This is a genomic window from Pseudomonas bubulae, assembly GCF_037023725.1.
Taxonomy (GTDB): Bacteria; Pseudomonadota; Gammaproteobacteria; order Pseudomonadales; family Pseudomonadaceae; genus Aquipseudomonas; species Aquipseudomonas bubulae.
In genome coordinates, this window is the sequence record NZ_CP146077.1 from 1,044,597 (window position 1) to 1,071,573 (window position 26,977).

Genomic DNA, 26,977 nt, shown 5'->3' on the forward strand with positions numbered 1-26,977 from the left:
GGAGTAACCCCATGCTGCGCGTTTTTTTGATGCTGGCCGCATTCTTCGGCTTTACCGGTGTTGCTTTGGGTGCTTTCGCGGCCCATGGCCTTAAAGGCCGCCTGACTGAACAGTATCTGGCTATTTTTCATACAGGCGTGACCTACCAGTTGGTCCACACCCTGGCCCTGTTTGGCGTGGCCTTGCTGGCCACTCATCTGCCCGGGCGCCTTGTGACCTGGGCAGGTGTCTGTTTTGCTGTCGGCATTGTGCTGTTTTCCGGCAGCTTGTATGTGCTGACCATGACCGGCATCAGCAAGCTGGGGATCATCACGCCCTTCGGCGGCCTGGCATTTCTGGCCGGCTGGCTGTGTTTGGGGCTGGCCGCCTGGCGCCTGAGCTGAGCCTGCAAGATGAATGGCTTGGGTCGGCCTGACTGATCGGGCTAGAATGCTGGCCCCTTAAAATGAAGGCAGCGTCGCGCATGCTCATTCAGTTGAACGGTGAATCCTTTGAACTACCCGACGGCGAGACCGTCGCCGACTTGCTGGCCCGTCAGGAACTGACCGGCCGCAGGGTTGCGGTCGAGCTGAACCTGGACATTGTCCCGCGCAGCCAGCATGCCGAGACGGTACTCAAAGCCGGTGACCAGGTCGAAGTGGTGCATGCCATCGGTGGCGGCTAGGTTTTTGCCCTGCCCATCATGCTCGACCCGCAAGTGCACATAATTAAAGAGGATTCCCGATGAGCAACGTTCGCAGCGACAAGCCTTTTACCCTGGCCGGCCGTACCTACCAGTCGCGCCTGCTGGTGGGCACCGGCAAGTACCGTGACCTTGAAGAAACCCGCCTGGCCATTGAAGCCTCGGGTGCCGAGATCGTCACCGTCGCCGTACGCCGCACCAACATCGGTCAGAACCCGGGCGAGCCGAACCTGCTCGATGTGTTGCCGCCGGATCGCTACACCATCCTGCCCAACACTGCAGGCTGCTATGACGCGGTTGAAGCCGTACGTACCTGCCGCCTGGCCCGTGAACTGCTCGATGGCCACAAGCTGGTCAAGCTTGAAGTGCTGGCCGACCAGAAAACCCTGTTCCCCAACGTGATCGAAACCCTCAAGGCCGCCGAGATTCTGGTCAAGGACGGTTTCGACGTAATGGTATACACCAGCGATGATCCGATCATTGCCCGCGAGCTGGAAGCCATGGGCTGTATTGCCGTGATGCCGCTGGCTGGCCTGATTGGCACCGGTCTGGGGATCTGCAATCCCTACAACCTGCGCATCATCCTTGAAGAAGCAAAAATTCCGGTACTGGTCGATGCGGGTGTGGGCACTGCCTCCGACGCGACCATCGCCATGGAAATGGGCTGCGAAGCGGTGCTGATGAACTCGGCCATCGCCAATGCCCAGCATCCGATCATCATGGCCGAAGCCATGAAACACGCCATTGTGGCGGGCCGCCTGGCGTACCTGGCCGGGCGCATGCCGAAAAAACTCTATGCCAGCGCCTCTTCGCCGCTGGATGGTCTGATCAAGTAAGAGCCACTGATGACTGAATTACTAGACACCCCAATCCCGGAAGAAGGCGACGATCGCCAACACCGTCGCATCAAGAGTTTTGTGATGCGCGCCGGGCGCATGACCGAAGGCCAGCAACGCGGCCTCGATCAAGGCACGCCGCTGTATGTACTGCCACTGGCTGACGCGCCGGTCGATTTCGACCAGGTGTTTGGTCGCTCTGCGCCGCGCACCCTGGAAATCGGTTTTGGCATGGGCCATTCCCTGCTGGAAATGGCAGCGGCTTCGCCTGAGCAGGACTTTATCGGCGTAGAGGTTCACCGTCCGGGTGTGGGCGCGCTGCTTAACGGCGTGTTGACCCAGGGCCTGACCAACTTGCGGGTATACGATTGCGATGCAATCGAAGTCCTGACCCGTTGCGTGGCAGACAACAGCCTTGATCGCCTGCTGCTGTTCTTCCCGGACCCTTGGCACAAGAGCCGTCACCACAAGCGCCGGATCGTGCAAGCGTCCTTCGCCGAACTGGTGCGCTCCAAGCTCAAGGTTGGCGGCGTGTTGCACATGGCTACCGACTGGGAACCCTATGCGGAATACATGCTGGAAGTGATGAACGTCGCCCCGGGTTACCGCAATCTGGCTGAAGACGGCAAGTGCGTGCCACGTCCGCCTGAGCGCCCGGTGACCAAGTTCGAACGCCGCGGCGAACGTCTTGGGCACGGCGTGTGGGATTTGAAGTTCGAAAAACTGGCTTAAGCGGTTTTTCAATCACCGGCCCCACCCTGCTTTGGGGTCGGTGAAGTTCGTACGAAATCTGTGGGAGCGGGCTTGCTCGCGATGGCATCACAGCGGTGAATCAGATGCACCGCGTAGCCTGTATCGCGAGCAAGCCCGCTCCCACACGATATCCTGGGTGTTCTTCAGCGCCGATCCGCCACCACCCCGATCAATACCAGCACCACCAACAGCACCGGTGCCAAGCTGTAGTTGTTGAACTGGCTCAACCCGCGTTCGACCCAGGGCGTGGCGTAGATCAGGGCCGCACCGCTGCCGATCAGGCAAAGCAGGGCCATCAGCGGCACGCGCAGGGCGCCCGCAATGCTGCCCAGACGTTGTTCGACCCAGCCCTTGAAGTCGGCACCGAACAGCACCAGTACACAGCCAATCAAGGCCAGAGCGATCTCCGAGAGGTGACTGCGGCTCCAGCGCGATACGTTGGCAAGCAGGTCGAGTACCAAGTCCATTCGATTTCCTTAGGTCAAAAAGTGCTGCAACAGGTCATTGAGAAACAGCTGGCCCCGGGCAGTTGCCGCCAGGCGTGACGGTTCGACCTGCAATAAGCCACTTTGTTCGGCTGCTTTGCGTCCAGTGCTCAAGCTGTCCAGTGGTAACCCCGTGCGCTGAGGATAGAGCGCCGAGTCAACGCCGTCGGTCAGGCGCAAGGCGTTCATTAGAAACTCAAATGGCAGCTCTTCTGCTGTAAGAGCTTTCTCTCCTGCTTGAAAGGATTTCGCTGGATTCAGGTAGTCCTTTGGCAGACGAGTTTTCCAGGTGCGCACGATACGGCCATCAGGATGGCTCAGTTTGCCGTGGGCGCCAGCGCCGATGCCGATAAAGTCGCCGAAACTCCAGTAATTGAGATTGTGCCGCGCCGGCCGGCCGGGCTGGGCGTAGGCCGACACTTCGTACTGGGTGTAGCCGTGCTCGGCGAGCAGCGCTTGACCGGCTTCCTGAATGTCCCACAGGGTGTCGTCTTCCGGCAGCACGGGGGGCTGGTTCCAGAACACCGTGTTGGGCTCCAGGGTCAGCTGATACCACGACAGATGCGTCGGCTTGAGCGCAATAGCCTGGCGCAGGTCGCTCAGGGCGTCCTCCAGGGACTGATCGGGCAAGCCGTGCATCAGGTCCAGGTTGAAGTTGTCAAAGCCCGCCAGTCGCGCCATTGAGGCTGCACGCACAGCTTCATCGCCGTTGTGGATGCGACCCAGGGCCTGCAGCTTCTCTTGCTGGAAGCTCTGGATACCGATCGACAGGCGATTGATGCCCAGCTTGCGGTAAGCCACGAACTTTTCCTGCTCGAATGTGCCCGGGTTGGCTTCCAGGGTGATTTCGATATCACTGGCAAACGGGATGCGCGCTTCAACGCCTTTTAGCAGGCGCCCCAGAGCGTGTGCGCTGAACAGGCTCGGTGTGCCGCCGCCGAAGAAGATCGAGCTGAGCTCGCGACCATAAACAGCGTGCAGGTCCTGATCGAGGTCGGCCAGCAGCGCGTCGACGTATTCTTCTTCGGGCAGCACCGGGCTGGCGGTGTGGGAGTTGAAGTCGCAATACGGGCATTTGCGCACGCACCACGGAATATGGATATACAGCGACAGAGGGGGCAATTGGCTCAGCGGCGCGCGCGGCGCCTGCTGGGTAAAGCCAGCCGCGCCCAGATAGAGCGGCTGTGGAGGTGTGTCGTGGGTCATTTCAGGCCCAAACGCTGACGCAGCAAAACCATGGCGCGCGCACGGTGGCTCAGCTGGTTTTTCTCCGTGGGGCTGAGTTCGGCGCTGGAGCAGTTGCGCTCCGGTACCCAGAACAGCGGGTCATAGCCGAAACCGTGTTCGCCGCTGGCTGCAGGCAGGATGCGCCCGTGCCACAGGCCTTCACAGATGATCGGCAGCGGGTCGTCGGCGTGGCGTACCAGTGCCAGCACGCAGACAAACTGTGCACCGCGCTCTGCCTCGGGCACGTCTTTGAGGGCGTCGAGCAGCTTGGCGTTGTTGGCCGCGTCGCCTTTGCCGTCTGCATAACGTGCCGAATAAATGCCCGGCGCGCCGCCGAGAAAGTCCACGGCCAGCCCCGAGTCGTCGGCCAGTGCCGGCAAGCCCGAGAGGCGTGCGGCATTGCGGGCTTTAAGAATTGCGTTCTCAACAAACGACAAGCCGGTTTCTTCCGGCTCAACGCTGCTGAATTCTCCAATCGAGCGCAACTGCACCGACTCGCCGAGCATGGCCTGAAGTTCTTTGAGTTTGCCGGCGTTGTGGCTAGCCAGTACCAGTTGCGTGAGGTTCATCATTCGATTGGAGCGACCATTTGAGAAAATTGGATGGTTTCAGAGGTAGCGCCGCCTGCCTTCACATCCACTTTGAAGGTGAAGGTCTGCGGCCCGGCCACCGGGAACTGGGCCAGATAATTGATTTCGCCGTTCTTGCCCACCTGACGGAAGGTCAAGGGTATCGGCTTGGCATCGCCCGTCCGGACCGTGCCTTGAACGTTGGCGGCAATGTTCTTGCCGCCCTTGTTCAGGGTGATGTTGAGCACCGCATTGGTTTTGCTGCGGGTGACTTCAAATTCGTTGGCGATTTCCGGCGTCAGGAAAGTCGACGGGAACGCGTTGTAATACACCGTTGTGTCGCCAAACGTCTGTTGACGCTGGGCAGATGTGCCGTCACCGGCAAAAGCCTGCATGCCAAAACACATCGAAAGCAGTAGTAATCCAATACGACCCATTGTCACTCTCCTTAGAACTTGCTGGTTTAGACCGCGACCTGATGATCCTGAAGGCCGGGACTGCTGACACGATAAATGCCAATCTCGCCCAACAGGTTAGGCCATATCTTGCTCGCCCACCCGTGTCGGTGTTGTTGATCTACGGCAAGGCGGTTGATCACTTGTGCTTCGCGCTCGCGGCACAGCGCCTCGAAGTCTTCGAAAGTGCAGAAGTGAATGTTCGGCGTGTTGTACCAGGTGTAAGGCAGGAATTCGGAGACCGGCATCCGCCCCTTGCTGGCAAGGTACCAGCGGCAACGCCAGTGGCCGAAGTTCGGAAAGGTGATGATGCACTGGCGACCGACGCGCAGCATTTCATCGAGGATCCGGTCGGGGTAGTGCACGGCTTGCAGCGCCTGGGTCATGACCACGATATCAAAGCTGTTGCTGGCGAAGTTGCCCAGGCCCTTGTCGAGGTCCTGCTCGATGACGTTGATGCCCTTGGCCACACATTCGGCAATGTTGTCCGGGTCGTTTTCCAGGCCGTAACCGGTGACTTGCTTGTTGTCGCGCAGCCAGCTCAGCAGTTCGCCATCACCACAACCAAGGTCGAGCACGCGGCTGCCGGCGGGGATCCAGTCTTGGATGATTTCCAGGTCGGCTCTCATGGCGTTCTCACAGTTCTATGCGGTTCATGTAATTGCTGAAGGCTTGCAGGTAGCGCGGAATCGGGATCAGAAAGGCGTCATGGCCTTGCGGAGCGTCGATTTCCAGGTAGCAGACGTCTTTTTTCGCGGCCATCAATGCATCCACCAGCTCCCGCGAGCGGGCCGGCGAGAAGCGCCAGTCGGTGGTGAACGACATCACGCAGAAGCGTGCCTTGGCCCCGGCAAAAGTTTTGGCCAGGTCGTCGTCAAAGTTGGCCGCCGGGTCGAAGTAGTCCAGCGCCTTGGTCATCAACAGGTAAGTGTTGGCGTCGAAACGCCCGGAGAACTCTTCGCCCTGATAACGCAGGTAGCTCTCGACCTGGAACTCGACGCTGTGGAAGTCGTAGTTGAGGTTTTCGTTCTTCAGGCCACGGCCGAATTTTTCGCCCATCGAGTCATCGGAGAGGTAGGTGATATGCCCGACCATGCGTGCCAGCATCAGGCCGCGCTTGGGAATCACGCCTTTTTCCTGGAACGAACCGCCGTGGAACTCGGGGTCGGTAAGGATGGCCTGACGAGCGACTTCGTTGAACGCGATATTTTGCGCGGACAATTTGGGCGCCGAGGCAATCGCCAGGCAATGGCGCAGGCGATCAGGGTAACTGATGCTCCACTGCAGCGCCTGCATGCCACCCAGGCTGCCGCCGATCACGGCGGCCCATTGGCTGATGCCCAGCCGGTCCGCCAGGCGGGCCTGACTGTGGACCCAATCTTCAACGGTCAACACCGGGAACTCGGCGCCAAACGGCCGGCCGGTTTCAGGGTTCATGCTGCTTGGGCCGGTAGAACCGTTGCAGCCGCCCAGGTTGTTGAGGCTGACGACGAAGAACTTGTTGGTGTCGATTGGCTTGCCGGGACCGATGCAACTGTCCCACCAGCCGGGCTTGCGATCATCGGCGCTGTGGTAGCCCGCCGCGTGATGGTGCCCTGACAGTGCGTGACAGATGAGTACGGCGTTGCTGGCCGAGGCATTGAGCTGGCCGTAGGTTTCGTAGATCAGATCATAGGCAGGCAGTGAGCGACCGCAGGCTAGCGCCAGGGGCTCGTTGAAGTGCGCTGTTTGCGGCACGACCAGACCAACGGAATCGGGGGGAAAGGCAGCTGGCATCGACCCTGCTCTCATTTAAATGAGGCGTAAGTCTAATGAGCGGGGGGCGTAGCAGCAAGCAATGGTCTGGGCTGATTTTATGACCTGTAGCCAAACTCTGTGGGAGCGGGCTTGCTCGCGATTGCATCACCGCAGTTTGTCGACCGAGCGCGGTGCCAGTATCGCGAGCAAGCCCGCTCCCACAGGTTCAGGGCCTGGCCAGCCCCGGCAAGTCCGGCAGTTTTTTGGGTGCATGCAAGCGCACGCGTTTCTGCCGGTTAAGCTCGCCGCTCACCAGGCTGACCTGACTTTTGGCTATGCCGAACGCCTTGGCCAGAAAGGCCATCAGGTGGGCGTTGGCCTTGCCCTCTACCGGTGGGGCGGTGAGACGGATTTTCAGGCGGTCACCGTGCAGGCCGGCGAACTCGTCGCTGCTGGCCTTGGGTTGCAGGTGACAGTCGAGAATCAGGTCCTCGCCGTCCCAACGGTAGTAGCTCATCAGATCAGGCCGAACAAGATGACCGGCATGCCGACGTACATGGCCAATGGCGGGATCACGAAGCTCTGGATCAGCTGGATCACCATAAACGCCAGGATGGGCGAGATATCCAGGCCGCCCATGCTTGGCAGGAAGCGGCGGAACGGGGCCAGGGCAGGTTCGGTGATCTGGTTGACCAGTTCAGCGCCAGGGCTGGTGCTGCCGGGTGCCACCCACGACAGGATCACGCTGATGATCATGGCGAAGAAGAACACTTTCAAAAACAGCGCAGTCACGCCAATGATCGCCCAGAGCAGCAGGCCAAAGACGTTGAACGACATGTAGCTGAGCGTCAGGACCACGGCGAAGATCACCATCTGCACGATGATCGCCAGTACCAGCGATGACATGTCCAGGCCGAACAGGCTCGGGATCACCCGGCGCAGCGGCTTGAGCAGCGGCTGGGTGGCCTTGACGATGAACTGGCACAGCGGGTTGTAGAAGTTCGCCCGCACCAGTTGCAGGATAAACCGCAGCAGTACGATCAGCAGGTAGAGGCTACCCAGGGTTTGAATCACGAAAATGGCAGCGCCATTAAGTCCGGACATCATGTGCTCCTTTATTGACCCAGTTGTTCGGCCATTTCGGCCGAGCGGTGCGCGGCGGCACTCAATGCTTTTTCGACCGTGGCGGCAAAGCCGTCGGCCTGGAATGACTTGATCGCTGCTTCAGTAGTACCGGCAGGCGAGGTCACGCGGCGGCGCAGCTCGGCAGCATCGACATCGCTGGCCACGGCCATGTGCGCGGCACCCAGTGCAGTCTGCTCGGCAAGCTGCTTGGCCACGTCACGGGGCAGGCCGAGCTTGACGCCGGCATCGGTCATGGCTTCGATCAACAGGAAGAAGTACGCCGGGCCGCTGCCGGACACGGCAGTCACGGCATCGATCTGCGCTTCGCTGTCCACCCACACCACAATGCCCACGGCACTTAGCAGTTGTTCAGCCTGCTGGCGTTGCTCGGCGGTAACATCGGCGGTGGCAAACAGGCCACTTACGCCCTTGCCCAGCAGGGCCGGGGTGTTGGGCATGCAGCGTACCAGCGGCTGGTTGCCCAGCCAGTCAAGCAGGCTGGCGCAGGTAATGCCGGCGGCAATGGATACCAGCAATTGATGGGGCTTGAGGTGCGGGCGCAGGTCCTGGCACACGGCTTTCATGGCCTGTGGCTTGACCGCGATCACGATCACATCGGCGTCCTGAATGGCTTGCGCGTTATCGGCAAACAGTTCGATGCCATGCTCGGCGGCCACTTTGGCCCGCGTCTCGGCACCCGGATCGCTGGCGCGGATCTGTGCTGCATCCAGGCCTTTGGCTAACAGGCCGCCGATCAAGCTGGAAGCCATGTTGCCGGCGCCGATAAAGGCAATACGCATTTTGCTCATAACCGATCCTTATAAAAAATGAGACAGGCCGTTTCAGGCCTGGCCGTAGTCGCGGGCGCCAAATAATGCCGTGCCGATGCGTACCCAGGTGGCGCCTTGGGCAATCGCAGACTCCAGGTCATGGCTCATGCCCATTGAAAGCGTATCAAGGCCCATGTCCAGGCTTTCTTGCAATGTGCGTACTGTCGCAAAGGCTGCGTCCTGCTCGGCGCGGTCCTCCGTGGGCTCGGGTATCGCCATCAGGCCGCGCAGTTTCAAGCGTGGCAGGGCGCTGATGGCGGCCGCCAGCGCAGGAAGGTCTGCCGGGGTACAGCCCGACTTGCTGGCCTCACCGCTGACATTGACCTGAATGCAGATATTGAGCGGCGGCAGGTTTGCCGGGCGCTGTTCAGACAGGCGCTGGGCAATTTTGAGCCGGTCAACGGAATGCACCCACGCAAAATGCTCGGCGATGTCGCGCGTCTTGTTCGATTGAATGGGGCCGATGAAGTGCCAACACAAGGGCAGGTCGGCTAATTCGAGCTGTTTGGCGCGGGCTTCCTGCAGGTAGTTTTCGCCAAAGTCGCGAATGCCCGCGGCATGGGCTTCACGCAGCGCGCCAGCAGGTTTGGTCTTGCTGACAGCGAGTAGATGAATGCTCGTTACATCACGTTGCACAGCCAGTGCGGCTGCACGGATGCGCGCCTCAACCCGGGCAATGTTGCCTGCTATCGTGGACATTCGTGTAAGCCCGCTGTTGTGAAAGTCAGCGGCATTCTACTGGAATTGGGAGGGGGGATGGATATCGCTGACCTGGTTGGCATGCAGCCGCTGGAAGCGGCTGCATGATTTGCCTGCGCTTAGCGTTGCACAACCTGCAGCGCGCCTTTCTCTTTAGGCAGCACACGCTTGGCAACCACATAGTGGTTCTGCCAGTAAGGCTTTTGCAGCGTGTCGATAGTCACCGACTTGCCGCGACGCGGAGCGTGGATAAAGCGGTCGTTGCCCAGGTAGATGGCAACGTGGTTGACCTTGCGGCTCTTGATGTTGAAAAACAGCAAGTCGCCAGGCTTCAAGTCCTTGCGCTCGACCTTTTGGCCATGGCCGCTGGCCATTTCGCTGGAGGTGCGTGGCAAATCAACGGCGGCCACGTCATTAAAGGCGTATTTGACCAGCCCGCTGCAGTCGAACCCTTTACTTGGGCTGCTGCCGCCCCAACGATAAGGGGTGCCCAGCACGTTGACGGCGCGGCTCAGCACCGTGCTGCTCTGCTTGTTGGCGGCGGCCAGGGAAGCGGCCGCAATTTTGCCCGGGGCCTTGCGGTGGGCTTTACTGGAGGCAGGACGTGCTACGGTCTTGCTGGTAGAGGCAACATAAGGCGCACTCGCAGATGACTTTGCGGTGTAGCCGGTGAAGCCCGAAGGAAGGTGTTGCTCACGATTGGTGGCGTGGGCGGCCAGTGGCAATAATAGGCAAATGGTTAGCCATGTCTTGAATATAGGACGCATTCGGCAGGGCTCAATGGTTATAAACGCGAAACTTTATAACAGCTTTTTTGTCCTTTCTCAGGCCATTTGTCAGGTGGACTGTAGGGTCAATTTCCGTAACGATGATGGCAAATTGTCGCATGGCGAGGGTGCAGGTCAGGTAACACAAGGCTTTGCGCCAATTTCTGTAAGACACTTTTACCTTTTGCACGACAGTAAAAAAGTCACAAAAAACTTCACAATATTTTTCTATCAGCAGCAAAGAGGGCATTTATGAGCGGCTATCGAGACGATGTTCAGCGCGATACTCACAGCAAAGTGCTGGGCTATTTGCTGTGGATTTTTGGTTTCCTGGGCGCGCACCGCTTTTATTACGGCAAGCCGGTAACCGGGACGATCTGGTTTTTCACCCTGGGCTTGTTGGGTATTGGCTGGTTGATCGACTTGTTCCTGATCCCGAGCATGGACCGTGAAGCCGACTTGCGGTTTACCGCAGGTAATACTGACTACAGCGTGGCCTGGATTCTGCTGACGTTTCTGGGCGTCTTGGGCGTACATCGGATGTACATGGGCAAATGGATCACAGGGATCATTTACCTGTTCACCGGCGGTTTTTTCCTGATCGGCGTCCTGTATGACTTCTGGACTCTGAACGATCAGATTTCGATCAAGAACGCAGAGCGTCGTTAAGACACAAATCCTGCCTATGTGGGAGCGAGCCTGCTCGCGAATGATCTTCGCGAGCAGGCTCGCTCCCACGACTACAGGTTATTGGTAGCGCGTTAGCCTTCGTAACTGATCCGCCCATCTACCAGCGTGTAACGCACGGCACTCGGCAGGCAATGGCCGAGGAACGGGCAGTTGTCGCCTTTGGAGTGCCATTGTTCACCGACCAGGGTCGAGGCCGCCGGGTCAAACAGCACCAGGTCCGCCGCCGAACCCACTGCCAGCTTGCCGGCTGGCAGGCGCAAGGCGTCAGCCGGGCCAGCGCTCAGGCGGTTGAGCAGCGTCGGCAGGTCGAGCAAGCCGTCTTCCACCAATGTCATCGCCAGCGGTAGCAGCACTTCAACACTGCTCATGCCCGGTTCGGTCGCGCCGAATGGTGCCAGTTTGGCATCGCGTTCGTGGGGCTGGTGATGGCTGGAGATGGCTTGCACCACGCCCGACTTCACAGCTTCGCGCAGGCCGTCACGGTCGGCGCGGGTGCGCAGTGGCGGTTGCACATGGTAAACGCTGGAAAAATCCACCAGCGCTTCGTCAGTCAGAATCAACTGATACAAGGCTACATCCGCAGTGACTTTCAGGCCACGAGCCTGGGCCTGAGCGATCAGGGCCACGCCACGGGCGCTGGTCAGCTGGCTGAAGTGTGCGCGCACGCCACTTTGTTCAACCAGCAGCAGGTCGCGGGCCAGGGCTACGGTTTCGGCGGTTTCCGGAATGCCCGGCAAGCCTCGGAACGCAGCCATTGCACCGTCGTGGGCAATCCCGCCTTCGGCCAGATCACGATCCTGGGAGTGGAAGATCACCGTCAGGTCGAACGTGGCGGCGTACTCCAGTGCCCGGCACAGGGTGCGGGTGTTGCTGAAACTGTTGAGGCCGTTGCCAAATGCCACGCAGCCCGCGTCACGCAGGGCGATCAGTTCGGCCAGTTGCTCGCCGTCCAGGCCTTTGCTCAATGCACCGATCGGGAACACCTTGCAGTTACCGGCTTCGCGGGCGCGGTCAAGGATCAGCTCGGCAACGGCCGAGGTGTCCAGCACCGGCTTGGTGTGCGGTGGGCAGCACAGGCTGGTGACGCCACCGGCCGCAGCCGCGCGGGTCTCGCTGGCGATGGTGCCTTTGCGGCTGTAGCCCGGTTCACGCAGGGCAACGTTGAGGTCAACCAGCCCGGGGGCGGCCACCAGGCCTTTGGCTTCGATGGTTTGCGTCGGGGTGAAACCGGCTGGCGCTGCGCCAATGGCAACGATCTTGCCGGCCTCCAGGTGCAGGTCAGTCACTTGATCCAGCTGGCTGGTCGGATCAATTACACGGGCGCCGAGAATGCTGAGCTTCACTGGGCGTTCTCCTGTTCGAATTGGCGCTGGGCGGTTTGCCCGCTCATGGTCATGGACAACACCGCCATGCGCACGGCAATGCCATAGGTCACCTGGTTGAGGATCACCGAGTGCGGGCCATCGGCCACCGCGGATTCAATCTCGACCCCCCGGTTGATCGGCCCCGGGTGCATCACGATGCAATCAGGCTTGGCCCCGGCCAGGCGGGCGGTGGTCAGGCCGAACAGGCGGTAGAACTCGCCTTCGCTCGGCAGCAGGCCACCGGACATGCGCTCGCGCTGCAGGCGCAGCATGATCACCACATCCACGTCTTTCAGGCCTTCGGTCATGTCGGTGTAGACCTTCACGCCGTACTGCTCGATGCCGATCGGCAACAGGGTCTTCGGCGCGATAACGCGAATGTCCTTACAACCCAGGGTCTTGAGGGCGATCATGTTCGAACGTGCCACCCGCGAGTGCAGGATGTCACCGACGATGGCCACCGACAGGTTTTCGAAGCCGCCCTTGTGCCGACGGATGGTCAGCATGTCGAGCATGCCCTGGGTCGGGTGGGCATGGCGGCCGTCGCCGCCGTTGATGATTGCCACCTGCGGGCACACGTGCTCGGCAATGAAGTGCGCGGCGCCGGAGTCACCGTGGCGCACCACAAACATGTCGGCGGCCATGGCTTCTAGGTTGCGCAGGGTGTCGAGCAGGGTTTCGCCCTTGCTCGCCGACGAGGTCGACACGTTCAGCGTGATCACGTCGGCCGACAGGCGCTGGGCGGCCATTTCAAAGGTGGTGCGGGTGCGGGTGGAGTTTTCGAAGAACACGTTGCACACGGTCTTGCCGCGCAACAACGGGACTTTTTTCACGGCTCGGGCGCCGACTTCAAGGAACGAGTCGGCGGTGTCGAGGATTTCTGTCAGCAGTTCACGGGGCAAACCGTCGAGCGACAGAAAGTGGCGCAGCTGGCCCTGATCATTGAGCTGCAGCGGGCGCTTGGCGTCTGTAGGCGTCATCGCAATGGTCTCTTAGAGGGCTAGGTCTTGAAGTTCGAGTGTCAGTGGCGCGGGGCCGGACAATTTTACCCGCTCGCTCGGCTTGAGCGACAAGGTCGCGCCCACCACATCCGGACGGATCGGCAGCTCGGCGGCGTCCAGGTCCAGCAGGCTGACCAGGGTCACGCTGGCCGGACGACCATAGTCGAACAGCTCGTTCAGCGCTGCGCGAATGGTCCGACCGCTCATCAGCACATCGTCGATCAGCACCAGGTGCTGGCCTTCAATTTCGAATGGCAATTCGGAAGGCCGCACTTGCGGGTGCAGGCCGTTCTGGCTGAAATCATCGCGGTAGAACGACACGTCCAGCGTGCCCAGCGGGGCGTCGCTGTTCAGCGCCTTGAGCAGCGCCTGGGCAACCCAGATGCCGCCGGTGCGGATACCGATGTAACGTGGTTCGGTGATACCGCGACGGGCCAGGTGGGCCTTGAGATCAAGGGCCATCTGGGAGATCAGTTCAGCGGGAACAGGCAGGATCATGGTGGCTCCTTAAAAGGCCCGCGCAGCAGAACGTGCGGCGGCGGGCGCAAACAATGAGGCGGGTCAATTGTACAAGCGCCGGGTCAGTCTTGAGAGTGCGCCGGGTTTTCGTCGAGCCAGCCTTGCAGCACCAGTTTGGCGGCGATGGCATCAACGGGGTTGTCGCGGTAGCTGCCGCGCTGGCCGCCCTGGGCCCGGCGCTCGCCCTTGGCCTCGAAGGTGGTCAGGCGTTCATCATGGGTAAAAACCGGCAAATTGAAGCGGCCATTCAGACGATTGGCAAATTTCTGCGCCCGGGCGCAGAAGTCGCTCGGGGTGCCGTCCATGTTCAGGGGCATGCCGACCACCATTGCGTCGGGCTGCCACTCCTTGATCAGCTTTTCGATTTCTTCCCACTTGGGGATGCCATTCTCGGCTTTCAGGTTGCACAGTTCGCGGGCCTGGCCAGTAATCATCTGGCCCACAGCCACGCCGATGGAGCGGGTGCCGTAGTCGAAGCCCAGCAGTAAACGAAGGCTGGCCATCAGCAATGGCCTGCTTGGGTGCTTAACAAATTGAGGTTCACTCCGAGGTGTTTGGCGGCTGCGTCGAGGCGCAGCTCGCTTGGGGTATCAAACAGGATATGAGCGGAATAGGGGCAGGTCAGCCAGGCGTTGTCGGCCAATTCGGCCTCCAGCTGGCCAGCATCCCAGCCGGCATAGCCCAGGCAGATCAGGCTGCGGTTCGGGCCGCGGCCGTCGGCAATGCTGAACAACACATCGGCAGAGGTACTCAGGGCCAGCCCGTCGTCGAGTTCGACGGTCGCGTCAAAGTTCATGCTTGCCGGATGCAGGACAAAGCCACGGTCGATCATGACAGGCCCGCCACCGAAGACCGGCACGTGCTGGCACAGGGGTGAAGAAAGTTTTTCCGGGCGCAACTGCTCAAGAACATCCGCCAGGTTCAGTTCCAGCGGACGGTTGATCATCAACCCCATGGCACCATTGGCCGTGTGCTCGACGATGTAGGTCAAGGAGTGGGCAAAGTTCGGGTCGGCCATATGAGGCATGGCGATCAGGAATTGATGCTTGAGGTAAGTCGGCGCGTGTTTTTTCATGAGTCTTAGTGTGGCGCTGGCAGCGTGAACTGACAAGTTTGCAGCTCAAGATTCCTGGGTCTTTGTGGGAGCGGGCTTGCTCGCGATACAGGCGGCGCGGTTTAACGTTAAAACGCAGCGATCCAATCGCGAGCAAGCCCGCTCCCACAGTAGTTCAGTTGCTGGACAGGCGGTCGCCTTCGGCGAATTTCCAGGTGCGGATGATCTCCAGCCGGTCGATGTCCGCCAGATCACCGGTAAAGGGGGCAAAAGGTGCCGCCAGGCGCACGATGCGTTGTGCCGCCTGGTCCAGCAGCGGCTGGCCCGACGATTCAAGCACCAGCACTTCATGCAGCGAACCGTCGCGGTTGATCGACACCAGCAGGCGCAGTTTGCCGTAGATCTTTTCCCGGCGTGCCTGCTCGGGGTAGTTGAGGTTGCCGATGCGTTCAATCTTCTTGCGCCAGTCTTCTTTATACCAGGCGCCCTTGTCGCGCATGGTCGAAGCCGCGCTCATGCGGTAGATCTTCGGGCGCTTGGCGTACAGCTGCTGCTCGTTGGCCAATTCGGCTTCGAGGCTGGAAATCTCGCTGGACAGCTGGGAACTGTCGAACGTTGGAATGCTGGCCTTGGGTGCCGCTTCGGTCTTGACCTTCTGCGGCTGGCTCGGGGCTTTTTTTGCTGTGGGCGCCACGGTAGTCACGGCGGCCTTGGGTGCGGCCTGGGTCTGTTCGGGTTTGGCGGCAGGCGGCGGGGTGACCTTCTTGACGCTGTTGTCCTGGAAAGGGGCGATTTCCGTCGTCTTGGGCACCGCTTTCTTGTCCAGCGTGCCGCTGCCCTGCTGGTTGTCCTGGGCTAAAAAGTCGGCTTTTTCCGGCGCTTTTTCGCTTTTGAACGTGGACAGGGTGATTTCCAGGGTTTTGCTGATCTGTTTGGGCGCTTCCATGTTGAACCCCACGCCGACGATCACTGCAATATGCAGCAGTGCCGCGACAAACAGGGTAAATCCGAGGCGATCGGCCGCACGCACGCCTTTATGGCCGAGTTCGGGGGGCAGGTCGTTGGGAGGTGTCATGGCAAAAAGACCAACATCGCGGGTTTCACGGGGTGCCCATGATAGCGCAATGTTGGTCTTTTATAGGGCTTGCAGATCAGCGTGCAGCGAGCTTGCGCTCTATCGCATCCATCAACAGGGCGCCGATATTGGTGCCGAACGCATTATCGATCTCGCGGATGCAGGTCGGGCTGGTAACGTTGATTTCAGTCAGGTGCTCACCGATTACGTCCAGACCTACAAATAGCAGACCCTTTTCACGCAGCGTCGGGCCGACCTGAGCTGCAATCCAGCGGTCCTTTTCGCTCAACGGGCGGGCTTCGCCACGACCGCCTGCGGCGAGGTTGCCGCGGGTCTCACCTTGCGCCGGAATACGCGCCAGGCAGTAATCTACCGGCTCGCCGTCAATCATCAGGATGCGTTTGTCGCCATCCTTGATCGCCGGCAAATAGCCCTGCGCCATGATCTGCTGAGTGCCGTTGTTGGTCAGGGTTTCGAGAATCACCGACAGGTTCGGGTCGCCCACTCGGTGGCGGAAAATCGAGGTGCCGCCCATGCCGTCCAGCGGTTTGAGGATCACGTCACCGTGCAAGGCAGCAAATTCACGCAGCACGTCGGCGCGGCGGCTGACCACGGTTGGCGGCGTGCATTGGGTGAACTGGGTGGCGAACAGTTTTTCGTTACAGTCGCGCAGGCTCTGCGGTTTGTTGACGATCAGTACGCCATCGCGCTCGGCCTGTTCCAGCAGGTAGGTGGAGTACACAAACTCCATGTCGAAGGGCGGGTCCTTGCGCATCAGGATCACGTCCAGATCGCTCAGGGCCGTGTCGGTCTCGGCGTCCAGCTCAAACCAGTTTTGCGGGTTGGCGAACACCTTCAGCGGCTTCATGCGGGCCCGGGCCTTGCCTTCATTCAGGTAAAGGTCTTGCTGCTCCATGTAGAACAGGGTCCAGCCACGGTCCTGGGCTGCCAGCAACATGGCCAGCGAGCTGTCCTTTTTATAGGAGATGCCCGCAATGGGGTCCATGACAATCCCGACTCGAACGCTCATGGCAAATTCCTCAAATAAATAGTGGGCGCAAAGGCTTTGAAAAGTGGCGCCAGAGTGGCGCTGAGTGTGGCCCCGGTCAAGGAAAAACCGCCTGCTCCAGTCAGCCCGCAGCCCTTCGATAGATTGAAGGTCGTGACTGTGCTAAAAAGGCTCGCACAGTGCTTGCAGCCCTTGTCCATCAAGGAGTTGGGGTTTCAGGCCGTACAGTTGTAACAAAACGGGTCGCCTTGGCGATGGTAGAGCAGATATGGAAAAGCATTCCAGCGCCTTGAAGGTGATGGTGATCGACGATTCGAAAACCATTCGCCGCACCGCCGAAACACTCTTGAAAAACGTGGGCTGCGAGGTGATTACCGCCATCGATGGCTTTGATGCGCTGGCCAAGATTGTCGACCACCACCCGCACATTATCTTTGTCGACATCATGATGCCGCGCCTGGATGGCTATCAGACCTGCGCCCTGATCAAGAGCAACCGGGCTTTCAAGTCGATCCCGGTGATCATGTTGTCGTCCAAGGACGGTCTGTTCGACAAGGCCAAGGGGCGGATTGTTGGCTCTGATCAATTTTTGACCAAGCCCTTCAGTCGCGACGAACTGCTGAGCGCAATCAAGGCACATGTGCCAGCCTTCACTATCACCCAAAGTGCCCAATAACACCGGCCAGCCGGCCAACCACCTGATAAATGGGGAACACCATGGCTCGCATTCTGATCGTCGATGATTCGCCGACTGAAATGTACAAATTGACCGGCATGCTCGAAAAGCACGGCCATGTAGTGCTCAAGGCCGAAAACGGCGCAGACGGTGTTGCCCTGGCGCGTCAGGAAAAGCCCGATGTGGTCTTGATGGACATTGTGATGCCGGGCCTCAACGGCTTTCAGGCGACGCGTCAGCTCACAAAAGATCCGGAAACCGGCAAGATCCCGGTGATCGTCGTGACGACCAAGGATCAGGAAACCGACATGGTCTGGGCCCAGCGCCAGGGTGCCAAGGGCTACCTGACCAAACCGGTGGATGAAGAGCAACTGATCCTCAAGGTGAAACAAATCCTGGAAGAAAACCCTCCTAAATGACGGTCATCCTATGCCCGGCGCACTGACAGCCTTCGAACTGCTGCTTGAGATCGACCAGCGTTGTCGCTCGCTGGCGGCGGGTCTGGCGCCTGCACAGGCGCAGCTCGACACCTGGAGCGGTATTGGTTTTCGCATCGGCGAGCATTGTTTTGTGGCGCCGATGGGCGAAATTGCCGAGATCCTGCATGAACCACGGTTCACCCTGCTGCCCGGGGTAAAACCCTGGGTCAAGGGCGTGGCCAATTTGCGTGGGCAACTGCTGCCGATCATGGATTTGTGCGGTTTTTTCGGGGTCGAGCTGTCACCCTTGCGTAAACAGCGCCGTGTATTGGTGCTGGAATACAAAGACGTGTTTGTCGGCTTGCAGGTCGATGAAGTGCAGGGCATGCAGCACTTCGCCCATGCCGACCTCAATACGGATACGCAAACCTTGCCCCACCCGGTATTTGCACCTTATGTGCAAGGGCACTTTGCCGCTGAGCACCTGTGGTGGGTGTTCAGCCCGTTTGCCCTGGCCCGGGCGCCACAGTTCTGGGCGGTGGCCGTATGAGCAGGCTTTCAGCTTTAAAACGGGATTTCGGGACCTGATCGATGACCACAGCCAATACCGCTAAACCACTGGAAGGGTCGCGCAGTCGTTCGCAGATCATCGTGCTTTTTATCGCCCTGATCGTGTTCATCATGCTGTTATTCGCCAACTTTGCTTACCTCAATACCCAGTCCAACTACGACAAGCAGTACATCAGCCACGCAGGTGAGTTGCGGGTGCTGTCCCAGCGTATCGCCAAAAACGCCACCGAGGCCGCTGCCGGCAAAGCCGCCGCATTCAAGTTGCTGATTGATGCGCGCAATGATTTCAGCCAGCGCTGGGGTTATCTGAGAAAAGGCGACCCGGCCACCGGCCTGCCTCCTGCTCCTGCAGCCGTACATAAAGAAATGCAGGCGGTGCAACGTGACTGGGAGCTGCTGCTCAACAACGTCAACGCCATTCTGGCCAGCGAACAAACCGTGCTGTCGCTGCATCAGGTGGCTGCAACCCTGGCCGAGACCGTGCCGCAGTTGCAGGTTGAATACGAAAAAGTCGTCGAAATCCTTTTGCAGCGAGGCGCCCCTGCCAGCCAGGTAGCTCTGGCCCAGCGCCAGTCCTTGTTGGCCGAGCGTATTCTGGGTGCGGTCAATACCGTGCTGGCCGGTGACGAAAACGCTGCCCAGGCCGCCGGTGCCTTTGGCCGTGATGCCAGCCGCTTCGGGCTGGTGCTCAACGGCATGCTCGAAGGCAATGAAGGGATGAGAATTACCCAGGTTGAAGACAAGGATGCCCGCGCCCGCTTGCAGGAGATTTCCGAGCTGTTCCAGTTTGTGTCCGGTACGGTGGATGAAATCCTTGAAACCTCGCCGCAACTGTTCCATGTGCGCGAAGCGGCAAACAACATTTTCAGCCTGTCGCAAACCCTCCTCGATGAAGCCTCGACCCTGGCCAATGGTTTTGAAAACCTCGCCAGCGGGCGCTCGCTGGATATCATCGGCGGTTATGTTCTGGGCTTGCTGGCACTGGCATCGATTATCTTGATCGGCCTGGTGATGGTGCGCGAAACCAATCGCCAATTGCGCGAGACGGCGGAAAAGAACGAGCGAAACCAGAACGCGATCATGCGCTTGCTTGACGAGATTGCCGATCTGGCGGACGGCGACCTGACGGTGACCGCCTCGGTGACCGAAGATTTCACCGGTGCCATCGCCGACTCGATCAATTACTCCATCGACCAGCTGCGTGAACTGGTGGCCACCATCAACCTGACAGCAGGCCAGGTCGCGGCAGCGGTACAGGAAACCCAGGCCACCGCCATGCAGCTGGCCGAAGCTTCCGAGCATCAGGCCCAGCAGATTGCCGAGGCCTCCGGGGCGATCCAGGAAATGGCCCATTCGATCGACGAGGTATCGGCCAACGCTTCCGAATCTTCGGCGGTTGCCGAGCGTTCCGTAGCGATTGCCAACAAGGGCAATGAAGTGGTTCATAACACCATCCGCGGCATGGACAATATTCGCGATCAGATCCAGGACACCGCCAAGCGAATCAAGCGTCTTGGCGAGTCCTCACAGGAAATCGGCGATATCGTCAGCCTGATTGATGATATTGCCGATCAGACCAATATTTTGGCGCTCAACGCTGCCATTCAGGCCTCGATGGCCGGTGATGCCGGGCGCGGCTTTGCCGTGGTGGCCGACGAAGTGCAGCGCCTGGCCGAGCGCTCATCGGCGGCGACGCGGCAAATCGAAACCCTGGTGCGGGCCATTCAGGCCGATACCAACGAGGCCGTGATTTCGATGGAGCAAACCACTACCGAAGTGGTGCGCGGTGCCCGTCTGGCCCATGACGCTGGCGTGGCGCTGGAAGAGATCGAAGGGGTGTCGCAAAACCTGGCAGACCTGATTCAAAGTATCTCCAATGCCGCACAAAAGCAGACCACTTCGGCGGCGCAGATTTCCCTGACCATGAGTGTCATTCAGCAAATCACCAATCAGACCTCGTCCGGCTCCACGGCGACCGCCGAAAGCATCGGCAATCTGGCCAAAATGGCCAGCCAGCTGCGGCGCTCAGTGTCCGGTTTTACTTTGCCAGCTCCGTCCAAAGACCATGAGCCACAGTAATGCGCTGCAATTCTGACTGGAGTCGTTATGGTTGACCGGCACGACTATGTGGCCCTTGAATGGGTCAAAGGCGAAATTGCCCATACCCTGAAACAGGCCCGAGTGGCGCTGGACGCCTATGCCCAGCGGCCAGCCGCCGACGTGCTGGAACAGTGCCTGGATTGCATTCATCAGGTGCATGGCAGTTTGCTGATGGTGGAATTCTATGGCGCGGCTTTGCTGGCCGAAGAGATGGAGCAACTGGTGATTGCCCTGCAGGAGGGCCGCGTCAGCCAGCTCGACGAAGCCCTGCGCCTGCTGCAGCAAGCGTTCAGCCAATTGCCGTTGTATCTGGACCGCGTCCACAGTGCCCGGCGCGACTGGCCCCTGGTGGTGTTGCCGTTGCTCAACGATTTGCGCAGCGCCCGTGGCCAGGCCCTGCTCTCGGAAACCAGCCTGTTCAGCCCGCCCTTGCAGGTGTTGCCCGCCCTGGATAAGGCCGCCCTGGCCCGGCTGGCACCTGCTGACTTGCCGAGCCAGCTGCGCGTGATGCGCCACACCCTGCAGGCCGCGTTCCTGGCTTTGCGCCGCGGTGAAGCGGTGCAGGCCAACCTGGAAAAAATGGCCGCGGTGTTCGCGCAACTGCAAGGCATTTGCCAGGGAGCACCGCTCAACGCCTTGTGGAAAATTGCCGCTGCACTGGTCGACGGCATGCTTAAAGGTCGGGTACCCAACAGCCCGGCCCTGCGCAGCCTGCTGAAAAAATCCGACAAGGAACTCAAGCGCCTGCTGGCACAGGGCATCGAGGCCATCAATCATCCTGCCCCCGAAGAACTGCTGACCAGCCTGCTGTTTTATATTGCCAAGGCCGAGCATCCGACCACGAAAATGCTCGCGCTGAAAAACCACTACGAACTGGATCAGGCCATGCCCGATGCGGCGATGGTCGACGAGGAGCGGGCGCGGTTGGCCGGCCCTGACCGGGATGCCATGCGCTCGGTGGTGGCGGCGTTGTGCGAAGAACTGGTGCGGGTCAAGGAACGCCTCGACCTGTTTGTGCGCAGTGATCGCCTGCATGTCTCGGAACTGAGCAGCCTGATGGCGCCACTGCGTCAGATCGCCGACACTCTGGCCGTACTGGGGTTCGGGCAACCGCGTAAAGTCATCATTGATCAACTGGCGGTGTTGCAAAGCCTGGCCCAGGGCCAGCGCGAACCCACCGATGCGGTGTTGATGGATGTGGCCTCGGCCCTGCTTTATGTCGAGGCCACCCTGGCCGGTATGGTCGGCAGCGTCGAGCCCTCGCTGCGTGAAGAAAGCCGGTTGCCCACCACTGACCTGATGCAGATTCACCAGTTGGTAATCAAGGAAGCCCGCATCGGCCTTGAAGAAGTCAAAGACCTGATCGGCGATTATCTGGCGGCCGAGTACGACCGCCAGCACTTGCAGTCCGTGCCTGCGCTGTTGACGCAAATCCGCGGGGCGCTGGCGATGATTCCCCTGAATCGCGCGGCCAGCTTGCTGCAAGCCTGCAATGAATATTTGCGTGAGCGCGTGCTGCAAGGGTCTGATCACCCCGCGCACGAGCAACTTGATCACTTGGCCGATGCGTTGATCAGCATTGAGTATTACCTGGAACGCCTGGCCCAGGACCCTGGTGCTTCGAGCGAGCAGGTGCTGGATCGGGCCGAAAACAGCCTGGCTGCACTGGGTTACGCGCCGGCGACGCATCCCGTGCCATTGTCCGATGATAGGCCTGGCGGCCAAGAGCAATCGCTGATGCCGGACCTGCAGGCGCCTGGCCTGGCCGATGTACTGGCCAGCCCGCTGTCGGCGCTCAATCCTCCGGCGCAACACATGCCTGCCAGTTTGCTACCGCCACCCGTGGATGAAGCGCCGCTGGACGAAGAACTGCTGGAAGTCTTTCTCGAAGAAACGGACGAAGTCCTGATCAGCCTGCACGACAGCCTGCCGCAATGGGTCGCCAACCCGGCGGACAGTGTTGCGCTGGCCGAGTTGCGGCGCGGCTTCCATACCCTCAAGGGCAGCGGGCGCATGGTGCGTGCGCTGGTGCTGGCAGAGCTGGCGTGGGCGGTCGAAAACCTGCTCAACCGGGTGATTGAGCGTAGCGTGGCGCCGTCTGCGCAGATCTTCCAACTGCTTGAAGACGTTATGGCCATACTGCCCGAACTGATTCAGGCCTTTGCCGAACAAAGCCAGCGTCAACGCGAAGACGTCGACCAACTGGCCGCACGCGCGCAGCACCTGGCCCAAGGCGAGCCGCAACCACTGTTGATTGCCCAGGACGCCGGCAATTTCGATCCACAGTTGCTGGATATCTTCCGTCAGGAAGCACAAGCCCACCTTGAGCGCCTTGACCGTTTTCTGGACCAGGCCCGTGCACACATGCCGCTGCAGGCCAGTGACGATTTGCAACTGGCCGTGCACACCCTCAAAGGCAGCGCACATATGGCAGGCGTGATGCCCATGGCTGAACTGGCCGCGCCGTTGGACCATCTGGTGCGTGAATACAAGGCGCACACGCTTGCCCTGGGAGAGGATGAAATCGACCTGCTGCTGGAAGCTGACACCCTGCTGCATGCGGGGCTCAAGCAACTGGATAGCGACCCGCTGGCCGAGATCCAGGGTGCGCGCTCACTGATCGAGCGCACCGAGCAACTGATCGCCAGCCGCCTGGATACCCTGCTCAATAGCCCTGCAAGCAGTTGGGTGGCCAGGCGTGACCCGCAGCGCATTGCCGAGTTTCTGGCCGAGAGCATGGATATTCTGTTCGATGCCCAGGAGCTGCTTAAAACCTGGCACCAGAACCCCCATGAACGCGATGGCTTGGACAGCCTGCTGGATCAGCTGACCACCCTGGGTGAGTCTGCCCACCTGCTGGACTTGCAGCCCATGGATGCGCTGTGCGAAGCCCTGCTTGACCTCTATGGCGCGGTCGAAGAAAGCAGCCTGGCACCCAGCGAGCGTTTTTTCGAAGCGGCCGATGATGCCCAGGAAGCCCTGATCAACATGCTCGACCAGTTGGCGGCAGGGCAGGAAATCACCCCGCAGCCGCAGTTGGTCCAGACCCTGCACGCGCTGCTGCACGAAGGGCTCGCGCCTGACGCCACAGGGCTGATTCGCGGTGATGGCGGGCGGGTTACCGAGCTGGGGGCCGCCACCAGGCAATTGGGTGGAGGCCAGGACGAGGACATCGATGATGAAATCGTCGAGATTTTTCTCGAAGAGGCGGTGGACATCCTCGAGAGTGCCGCGCAGGCCTTGCAGCGCTGGCTCAGTGCACCCGACAGCCTGGCGTCGCTGTCGTCCTTGCAGCGCGATTTGCACACCCTCAAGGGTGGGGCGCGCATGGCCGGTATTGAACCGATCGCTGAACTGGCCCATGAGCTTGAACACTTGTATGAAGGCTTGCTGGACCGGCGCCTGAGTGACAGTCCGGCACTGGCTCGCCTGCTGGAGCGCAGCCACGAGCAACTGGCGCTGATGCTTGAAAAATTGCTGCACAAGCAAACGTTGAGCGAGCCTTATGAACTGATCGAGGCGATTCGCGGCTTTCGTCTTTACAGTGCAGCCCTGCCTGATGCTGGCAGCGTTGCCCCGCAAGCGCCACCGAGCAATGAAGATCCGCAGTTACAGGAAATCTTCCTCGAAGAAGCCTTCGATATTCTCGAAAGCTCGGGTGCGGCCCTGGCGCGTTGGCAAGCCGAGCCGCAAAGCCACCTTGAAGTGGAAAACCTGCTGCGCGACCTGCATACCCTCAAGGGCGGGGCGCGGATGGTGGAGGTCGCCGCGATTGGCGATTTTTCCCATGAGCTTGAAACCCTTTTCGAGGATATTTCGGTAGGTGCCATCACGCCCAGTGATGGGCTCTTTGTGTTGCTGCAGCGTTGCCACGACCAGCTTGCGCAAATGCTTGACGCGCTGCGCAGTGGTCAGGCGCTGCCTTCGCCCCAGGTGCTGATCGAGAAAATCCGCCAGATTGAGCGTAACGCCCGGCCGACACCTGCCACCCCGGTCAAGCCCGAGCCTGCGCCTGCACCGGTGCCCGAAGGTGAGCGCACCGGGCTGGACACCCTCAAGGTTCCGGCCGAGCTGCTCGAAGACCTGGTTAACCTGGCGGGTGAAGCCTCGATCATTCGGGGGCGTGTGGAGCAGCAGGTCAACGACGGTCAGGTCGCCCTCAACGAGATGCAGACCACCCTTGAGCGGATGCAGGATCAACTGCGGCGCCTCGACATCGAAACCCAGGGTCGCCTGCACAACCGCGCGCATACCGAAGCCGATGGCGTGGCCTACGACGAATTCGACCCGCTGGAAATGGACCGCCATTCCCTGCTGCAGCAGCTGTCCCGAGCCCTGTTCGAATCAGCTTCCGATCTGCTCGACCTCAAGGCGACCCTGACGGCCCGCTACCAGGACGCTCACGGGCTGCTGCAAAAACAGGCGCGGGTGAACACGCAATTGCAAGAGGGCCTGATGGGCACGCGCATGGTGCCGTTCGAGCGCGTATTGCCGCGCCTCAAGCGGGTGGTGCGCCAGGTTGCCAGCGAGCTGGGCAAGCAGGTTGAATTCAGCGTGATCAATGCCGAAGCCGAGATCGATCGCAACGTTCTGGAACGCATGGTTGCGCCCCTGGAGCATATGCTGCGCAATGCCGTCGACCATGGCCTGGAACCGGCCGACGTGCGCCATGCCAGCGGCAAGCCGGAGCAGGGGCTGATCAGCCTGGAACTGTCCTATGAAGGCGGCGACGTAGTATTCGACATGCACGACGATGGCGCGGGAGTGCCGCTGGAAGCCGTGCGCCGCAAAGCCATCCTGCGTGGCTTGCTGAACCCTGAAGCAAGCATCAGCGACCGTGAGGTGCTGCAGTTCATCCTGCAGCCCGGGTTTTCCACGGCCGAAAAAATCACCCAGATCTCCGGGCGTGGCGTCGGCATGGACGTGGTACATGAAGAGGTGCGCCAGTTGGGCGGCAGCATGACCATCGATTCGGTGGCGGGCCAGGGCGTGCATTTTCAGATTCGCCTGCCCTTCAGCGTGTCGCTCAACCGGGCTCTGATGGTGCAGTGCGCAGACGAACAATACGCCATTGCCCTCGACACCGTTGAAGGTGTGGTGCGCGTCATGCCCAACGAGCTGGAAGGCTACTACCAGCTCAACCCGCCGCTTTATCACTACGGTGGGCAAACCTACGAGCTGCGTTACCTGGGCGAGTTGCTGCAAACCGTGGGCAAACCCAAGCTGGTGGGCGAAAGCCATTCGCTGCCGGTGCTGCTGGTGCATTGCCAGGACCAGCGCGTGGCGTTGCAGGTGGATGCGCTGTTGGGTTCGCGGGAGATTGTGGTCAAGAGCCTCGGCCCGCAATTTACCGGGGTACAGGGCCTGTCGGGCGCGACCATTCTGGGGGACGGGCGGGTGGTGCTGATCCTCGACCTGCCGGCCTATATCCGTGCCCATCAGGCGCGTCAGCCGTTGCAGCGGGCGCAGCACGAGGCGGTGGGCGCCCTGGAATTCACCCCGGCCGTGCGCCCGCCGCTGGTACTGGTGGTGGACGACTCGGTCACCGTGCGCAAAGTCACCAGCCGCCTGCTGGAGCGCAACGGCATGAACGTCATCACGGCCAAGGACGGGGTCGACGCCATGAGCGTACTGGAAGAGCACACCCCTGACCTGATGCTGCTGGACATTGAAATGCCGCGCATGGACGGCTTCGAAGTGGCTACCCGCGTGCGTAACGACCCGCGCCTCAAGGACCTGCCGATCATCATGATCACCTCGCGCACCGGGCAAAAACATCAGAACCGGGCGATGGCCATTGGCGTCAACGACTACCTGGGCAAACCTTATCAAGAGTCCGTGCTGCTGGAGCGCATTGCCTACTGGAGCAACTTCCATGCTTGACCATCGCGTGGGCAGCCTGACCGGCTTGCTGCTGCCGCTAGCAGATCGCTATCTATTGCTGCCCAATGTGGCCATTGCCGAGCTTATCGGCTGGCAGCGCGGCGAGCCCAGCAGCGACTCCCCGCCCTGGCACCTGCGCCAGATTACCTGGCGCGACCACCAACTGCCGTTGATCAGCTTTGAAGCGGCATGCGGCGGGCCACTGGTGATCGGTGAGCGGGCGCGGATCGTCATCCTCAACACGCTGGGTGGTGACCCGGATTTCAAATTCATGGCCATGGTGATTCAGGGCATCCCGCGCTCCTACAAGGTCGACAGCCAGTTGAGCTTTGTCGACGTGCCGCTGTGCCCGCTGGAGCGCGCGGCGGTACAGGTGGGCGATCATGTGGCGAAAATCCCGGACTTGCTAGCGCTGGAACGGTTGGTGCGGGGCAGCGCGGATTAAGCAGCAC

Annotated in this window: 29 protein-coding genes; 11 read left to right on the forward strand and 18 right to left on the reverse strand. The window is 60.4% G+C overall.

Annotated elements, in window-relative coordinates; all coding sequences use genetic code 11:
• The first annotated feature begins 11 nt into the window (after positions 1-11).
• From V6L81_RS04825 to trmB, 4 genes are all read left to right on the forward strand, one after another.
• Positions 12-383 carry a DUF423 domain-containing protein gene (locus V6L81_RS04825; RefSeq protein WP_094999845.1) on the forward strand — a complete coding sequence of 124 codons (372 nt, stop codon included), beginning with the start codon at positions 12-14 and terminating at the stop codon, positions 381-383.
• An 80-nt stretch (positions 384-463) separates the two neighbouring features.
• Positions 464-664 carry a sulfur carrier protein ThiS gene (gene thiS, locus V6L81_RS04830; protein ID WP_016782550.1) on the forward strand — a complete coding sequence of 67 codons (201 nt, stop codon included), beginning with the start codon at positions 464-466 and terminating at the stop codon, positions 662-664.
• A 59-nt stretch (positions 665-723) separates the two neighbouring features.
• Positions 724-1,518, forward strand: coding sequence for a thiazole synthase (locus tag V6L81_RS04835; RefSeq protein ID WP_019828053.1), 795 nt, complete (start codon positions 724-726; stop codon positions 1,516-1,518).
• A gap of 9 nt (positions 1,519-1,527) precedes the next feature.
• Positions 1,528-2,250 carry a tRNA (guanosine(46)-N7)-methyltransferase TrmB gene (gene trmB / locus V6L81_RS04840; RefSeq protein ID WP_338660513.1) on the forward strand — a complete coding sequence of 241 codons (723 nt, stop codon included), beginning with the start codon at positions 1,528-1,530 and terminating at the stop codon, positions 2,248-2,250.
• 164 nt (positions 2,251-2,414) lie between these two features.
• Here trmB and V6L81_RS04845 read toward each other — a convergent pair whose 3' ends face one another.
• From V6L81_RS04845 to V6L81_RS04895, 11 genes are all read right to left on the reverse strand, one after another.
• On the reverse strand, positions 2,415-2,738 hold the full coding sequence (locus V6L81_RS04845) for a DUF3392 domain-containing protein (protein WP_016782547.1): 324 nt from the start codon (positions 2,736-2,738) through the stop codon (positions 2,415-2,417).
• A gap of 9 nt (positions 2,739-2,747) precedes the next feature.
• Positions 2,748-3,962 carry a radical SAM family heme chaperone HemW gene (hemW, locus tag V6L81_RS04850; protein ID WP_095026639.1) on the reverse strand — a complete coding sequence of 405 codons (1,215 nt, stop codon included), beginning with the start codon at positions 3,960-3,962 and terminating at the stop codon, positions 2,748-2,750.
• Positions 3,959-4,555, reverse strand: coding sequence for an RdgB/HAM1 family non-canonical purine NTP pyrophosphatase (gene rdgB / locus V6L81_RS04855; RefSeq protein ID WP_094999848.1), 597 nt, complete (start codon positions 4,553-4,555; stop codon positions 3,959-3,961). Before rdgB ends, hemW begins: the two co-directional genes overlap by 4 nt.
• The gene (locus V6L81_RS04860; RefSeq protein ID WP_094999849.1) at positions 4,552-4,989 is read right to left on the reverse strand and encodes a DUF4426 domain-containing protein; all 438 of its coding nucleotides are present in this window, start codon (positions 4,987-4,989) and stop codon (positions 4,552-4,554) included. The genes rdgB and V6L81_RS04860 overlap by 4 nt, the downstream gene beginning before the upstream one ends.
• A 26-nt stretch (positions 4,990-5,015) precedes the next feature.
• Entirely contained in the window at positions 5,016-5,636 is a 621-nt protein-coding gene (gene metW, locus V6L81_RS04865; RefSeq protein ID WP_016782543.1) for a methionine biosynthesis protein MetW, read from the reverse strand.
• A 7-nt stretch (positions 5,637-5,643) separates the two neighbouring features.
• Complete coding sequence (locus V6L81_RS04870; protein WP_094999850.1) at positions 5,644-6,783, reverse strand: homoserine O-acetyltransferase; 1,140 nt, start codon at positions 6,781-6,783, stop codon at positions 5,644-5,646.
• A gap of 187 nt (positions 6,784-6,970) precedes the next feature.
• Entirely contained in the window at positions 6,971-7,261 is a 291-nt protein-coding gene (locus V6L81_RS04875) for a DUF167 domain-containing protein (RefSeq protein ID WP_095019607.1), read from the reverse strand.
• Positions 7,261-7,848 carry a YggT family protein gene (locus tag V6L81_RS04880; RefSeq protein ID WP_094999852.1) on the reverse strand — a complete coding sequence of 196 codons (588 nt, stop codon included), beginning with the start codon at positions 7,846-7,848 and terminating at the stop codon, positions 7,261-7,263. The genes V6L81_RS04875 and V6L81_RS04880 overlap by 1 nt, the downstream gene beginning before the upstream one ends.
• An 11-nt stretch (positions 7,849-7,859) precedes the next feature.
• Positions 7,860-8,678, reverse strand: coding sequence for a pyrroline-5-carboxylate reductase (gene proC / locus V6L81_RS04885; RefSeq protein WP_094999853.1), 819 nt, complete (start codon positions 8,676-8,678; stop codon positions 7,860-7,862).
• Between the two features lie 33 nt (positions 8,679-8,711).
• On the reverse strand, positions 8,712-9,398 hold the full coding sequence (locus tag V6L81_RS04890; protein ID WP_338660514.1) for a YggS family pyridoxal phosphate-dependent enzyme: 687 nt from the start codon (positions 9,396-9,398) through the stop codon (positions 8,712-8,714).
• Positions 9,399-9,517: 119 nt separating this feature from the next.
• The gene (locus V6L81_RS04895) at positions 9,518-10,165 is read right to left on the reverse strand and encodes a C40 family peptidase (protein WP_094999855.1); all 648 of its coding nucleotides are present in this window, start codon (positions 10,163-10,165) and stop codon (positions 9,518-9,520) included.
• Between the two features lie 252 nt (positions 10,166-10,417).
• Between V6L81_RS04895 and V6L81_RS04900 the strand changes: the two genes are divergently transcribed.
• Positions 10,418-10,834, forward strand: coding sequence for a TM2 domain-containing protein (locus V6L81_RS04900; RefSeq protein WP_094999857.1), 417 nt, complete (start codon positions 10,418-10,420; stop codon positions 10,832-10,834).
• Between the two features lie 92 nt (positions 10,835-10,926).
• Here V6L81_RS04900 and V6L81_RS04905 read toward each other — a convergent pair whose 3' ends face one another.
• The 7 genes from V6L81_RS04905 to gshB all read right to left on the reverse strand — a co-directional run bounded on the left by V6L81_RS04905 (position 10,927) and on the right by gshB (position 16,898).
• Complete coding sequence (locus tag V6L81_RS04905) at positions 10,927-12,198, reverse strand: dihydroorotase (protein ID WP_094999858.1); 1,272 nt, start codon at positions 12,196-12,198, stop codon at positions 10,927-10,929.
• Positions 12,195-13,199, reverse strand: coding sequence for an aspartate carbamoyltransferase catalytic subunit (locus V6L81_RS04910; RefSeq protein WP_094999859.1), 1,005 nt, complete (start codon positions 13,197-13,199; stop codon positions 12,195-12,197). Before V6L81_RS04910 ends, V6L81_RS04905 begins: the two co-directional genes overlap by 4 nt.
• Before the next feature lie 12 nt (positions 13,200-13,211).
• On the reverse strand, positions 13,212-13,718 hold the full coding sequence (pyrR, locus tag V6L81_RS04915; protein ID WP_095023228.1) for a bifunctional pyr operon transcriptional regulator/uracil phosphoribosyltransferase PyrR: 507 nt from the start codon (positions 13,716-13,718) through the stop codon (positions 13,212-13,214).
• An 83-nt stretch (positions 13,719-13,801) separates the two neighbouring features.
• On the reverse strand, positions 13,802-14,242 hold the full coding sequence (gene ruvX, locus V6L81_RS04920) for a Holliday junction resolvase RuvX (protein ID WP_088378774.1): 441 nt from the start codon (positions 14,240-14,242) through the stop codon (positions 13,802-13,804).
• The gene (locus V6L81_RS04925) at positions 14,242-14,814 is read right to left on the reverse strand and encodes a YqgE/AlgH family protein (RefSeq protein WP_094999861.1); all 573 of its coding nucleotides are present in this window, start codon (positions 14,812-14,814) and stop codon (positions 14,242-14,244) included. The genes ruvX and V6L81_RS04925 overlap by 1 nt, the downstream gene beginning before the upstream one ends.
• 154 nt (positions 14,815-14,968) lie before the next feature.
• Positions 14,969-15,868: an energy transducer TonB gene (locus tag V6L81_RS04930; protein ID WP_094999862.1), complete on the reverse strand. Its 900-nt coding sequence runs from the start codon at positions 15,866-15,868 to the stop codon at positions 14,969-14,971.
• 76 nt (positions 15,869-15,944) lie between these two features.
• Positions 15,945-16,898: a glutathione synthase gene (gene gshB, locus V6L81_RS04935; RefSeq protein WP_138738359.1), complete on the reverse strand. Its 954-nt coding sequence runs from the start codon at positions 16,896-16,898 to the stop codon at positions 15,945-15,947.
• Positions 16,899-17,145: 247 nt separating this feature from the next.
• Between gshB and pilG the strand changes: the two genes are divergently transcribed.
• Genes pilG through V6L81_RS04965 form a run of 6 tightly spaced genes read left to right on the forward strand, consistent with a single transcriptional unit; the run spans position 17,146 to position 26,970 of the window.
• Positions 17,146-17,553, forward strand: a complete 408-nt coding sequence (gene pilG, locus V6L81_RS04940) for a twitching motility response regulator PilG (RefSeq protein WP_095019610.1) — start codon at positions 17,146-17,148, stop codon at positions 17,551-17,553.
• Positions 17,554-17,594: 41 nt separating this feature from the next.
• On the forward strand, positions 17,595-17,972 hold the full coding sequence (gene pilH / locus V6L81_RS04945; RefSeq protein WP_094999865.1) for a twitching motility response regulator PilH: 378 nt from the start codon (positions 17,595-17,597) through the stop codon (positions 17,970-17,972).
• Between the two features lie 10 nt (positions 17,973-17,982).
• On the forward strand, positions 17,983-18,522 hold the full coding sequence (locus V6L81_RS04950) for a chemotaxis protein CheW (RefSeq protein ID WP_094999866.1): 540 nt from the start codon (positions 17,983-17,985) through the stop codon (positions 18,520-18,522).
• 41 nt (positions 18,523-18,563) lie between these two features.
• Complete coding sequence (locus V6L81_RS04955) at positions 18,564-20,621, forward strand: methyl-accepting chemotaxis protein (RefSeq protein WP_338660515.1); 2,058 nt, start codon at positions 18,564-18,566, stop codon at positions 20,619-20,621.
• A 27-nt stretch (positions 20,622-20,648) separates the two neighbouring features.
• Positions 20,649-26,525: an Hpt domain-containing protein gene (locus V6L81_RS04960; RefSeq protein ID WP_271351338.1), complete on the forward strand. Its 5,877-nt coding sequence runs from the start codon at positions 20,649-20,651 to the stop codon at positions 26,523-26,525.
• Positions 26,518-26,970: a chemotaxis protein CheW gene (locus V6L81_RS04965; RefSeq protein ID WP_094999869.1), complete on the forward strand. Its 453-nt coding sequence runs from the start codon at positions 26,518-26,520 to the stop codon at positions 26,968-26,970. Before V6L81_RS04960 ends, V6L81_RS04965 begins: the two co-directional genes overlap by 8 nt.
• Positions 26,971-26,977: the final 7 nt, after the last annotated feature.

What these genes read in the sequence shown, in the direction of transcription:
- V6L81_RS04910 (WP_094999859.1), bottom strand. Translation starts at nt 13,199, where the DNA reads ATGACGCCTACAGACGCCAAGCGCCCGCTGCAGCTCAATGATCAGGGC.
- rdgB (WP_094999848.1), bottom strand. Translation starts at nt 4,555, where the DNA reads ATGATGAACCTCACGCAACTGGTACTGGCTAGCCACAACGCCGGCAAA.
- V6L81_RS04835 (WP_019828053.1), top strand. Translation starts at nt 724, where the DNA reads ATGAGCAACGTTCGCAGCGACAAGCCTTTTACCCTGGCCGGCCGTACC.
- thiS (WP_016782550.1), top strand. Translation starts at nt 464, where the DNA reads ATGCTCATTCAGTTGAACGGTGAATCCTTTGAACTACCCGACGGCGAG.
- hemW (WP_095026639.1), bottom strand. Translation starts at nt 3,962, where the DNA reads ATGACCCACGACACACCTCCACAGCCGCTCTATCTGGGCGCGGCTGGC.
- trmB (WP_338660513.1), top strand. Translation starts at nt 1,528, where the DNA reads ATGACTGAATTACTAGACACCCCAATCCCGGAAGAAGGCGACGATCGC.
- V6L81_RS04860 (WP_094999849.1), bottom strand. Translation starts at nt 4,989, where the DNA reads ATGGGTCGTATTGGATTACTACTGCTTTCGATGTGTTTTGGCATGCAG.
- pyrR (WP_095023228.1), bottom strand. Translation starts at nt 13,718, where the DNA reads ATGATCCTGCCTGTTCCCGCTGAACTGATCTCCCAGATGGCCCTTGAT.
- V6L81_RS04960 (WP_271351338.1), top strand. Translation starts at nt 20,649, where the DNA reads ATGGTTGACCGGCACGACTATGTGGCCCTTGAATGGGTCAAAGGCGAA.
- gshB (WP_138738359.1), bottom strand. Translation starts at nt 16,898, where the DNA reads ATGAGCGTTCGAGTCGGGATTGTCATGGACCCCATTGCGGGCATCTCC.
- V6L81_RS04955 (WP_338660515.1), top strand. Translation starts at nt 18,564, where the DNA reads ATGACCACAGCCAATACCGCTAAACCACTGGAAGGGTCGCGCAGTCGT.
- V6L81_RS04900 (WP_094999857.1), top strand. Translation starts at nt 10,418, where the DNA reads ATGAGCGGCTATCGAGACGATGTTCAGCGCGATACTCACAGCAAAGTG.
- V6L81_RS04930 (WP_094999862.1), bottom strand. Translation starts at nt 15,868, where the DNA reads ATGACACCTCCCAACGACCTGCCCCCCGAACTCGGCCATAAAGGCGTG.
- metW (WP_016782543.1), bottom strand. Translation starts at nt 5,636, where the DNA reads ATGAGAGCCGACCTGGAAATCATCCAAGACTGGATCCCCGCCGGCAGC.
- V6L81_RS04825 (WP_094999845.1), top strand. Translation starts at nt 12, where the DNA reads ATGCTGCGCGTTTTTTTGATGCTGGCCGCATTCTTCGGCTTTACCGGT.
- V6L81_RS04950 (WP_094999866.1), top strand. Translation starts at nt 17,983, where the DNA reads ATGCCCGGCGCACTGACAGCCTTCGAACTGCTGCTTGAGATCGACCAG.
- V6L81_RS04895 (WP_094999855.1), bottom strand. Translation starts at nt 10,165, where the DNA reads ATGCGTCCTATATTCAAGACATGGCTAACCATTTGCCTATTATTGCCA.
- ruvX (WP_088378774.1), bottom strand. Translation starts at nt 14,242, where the DNA reads ATGGCCAGCCTTCGTTTACTGCTGGGCTTCGACTACGGCACCCGCTCC.
- V6L81_RS04875 (WP_095019607.1), bottom strand. Translation starts at nt 7,261, where the DNA reads ATGAGCTACTACCGTTGGGACGGCGAGGACCTGATTCTCGACTGTCAC.
- V6L81_RS04845 (WP_016782547.1), bottom strand. Translation starts at nt 2,738, where the DNA reads ATGGACTTGGTACTCGACCTGCTTGCCAACGTATCGCGCTGGAGCCGC.
- proC (WP_094999853.1), bottom strand. Translation starts at nt 8,678, where the DNA reads ATGAGCAAAATGCGTATTGCCTTTATCGGCGCCGGCAACATGGCTTCC.
- V6L81_RS04890 (WP_338660514.1), bottom strand. Translation starts at nt 9,398, where the DNA reads ATGTCCACGATAGCAGGCAACATTGCCCGGGTTGAGGCGCGCATCCGT.
- V6L81_RS04880 (WP_094999852.1), bottom strand. Translation starts at nt 7,848, where the DNA reads ATGTCCGGACTTAATGGCGCTGCCATTTTCGTGATTCAAACCCTGGGT.
- pilH (WP_094999865.1), top strand. Translation starts at nt 17,595, where the DNA reads ATGGCTCGCATTCTGATCGTCGATGATTCGCCGACTGAAATGTACAAA.
- V6L81_RS04870 (WP_094999850.1), bottom strand. Translation starts at nt 6,783, where the DNA reads ATGCCAGCTGCCTTTCCCCCCGATTCCGTTGGTCTGGTCGTGCCGCAA.
- pilG (WP_095019610.1), top strand. Translation starts at nt 17,146, where the DNA reads ATGGAAAAGCATTCCAGCGCCTTGAAGGTGATGGTGATCGACGATTCG.
- V6L81_RS04925 (WP_094999861.1), bottom strand. Translation starts at nt 14,814, where the DNA reads ATGAAAAAACACGCGCCGACTTACCTCAAGCATCAATTCCTGATCGCC.
- V6L81_RS04965 (WP_094999869.1), top strand. Translation starts at nt 26,518, where the DNA reads ATGCTTGACCATCGCGTGGGCAGCCTGACCGGCTTGCTGCTGCCGCTA.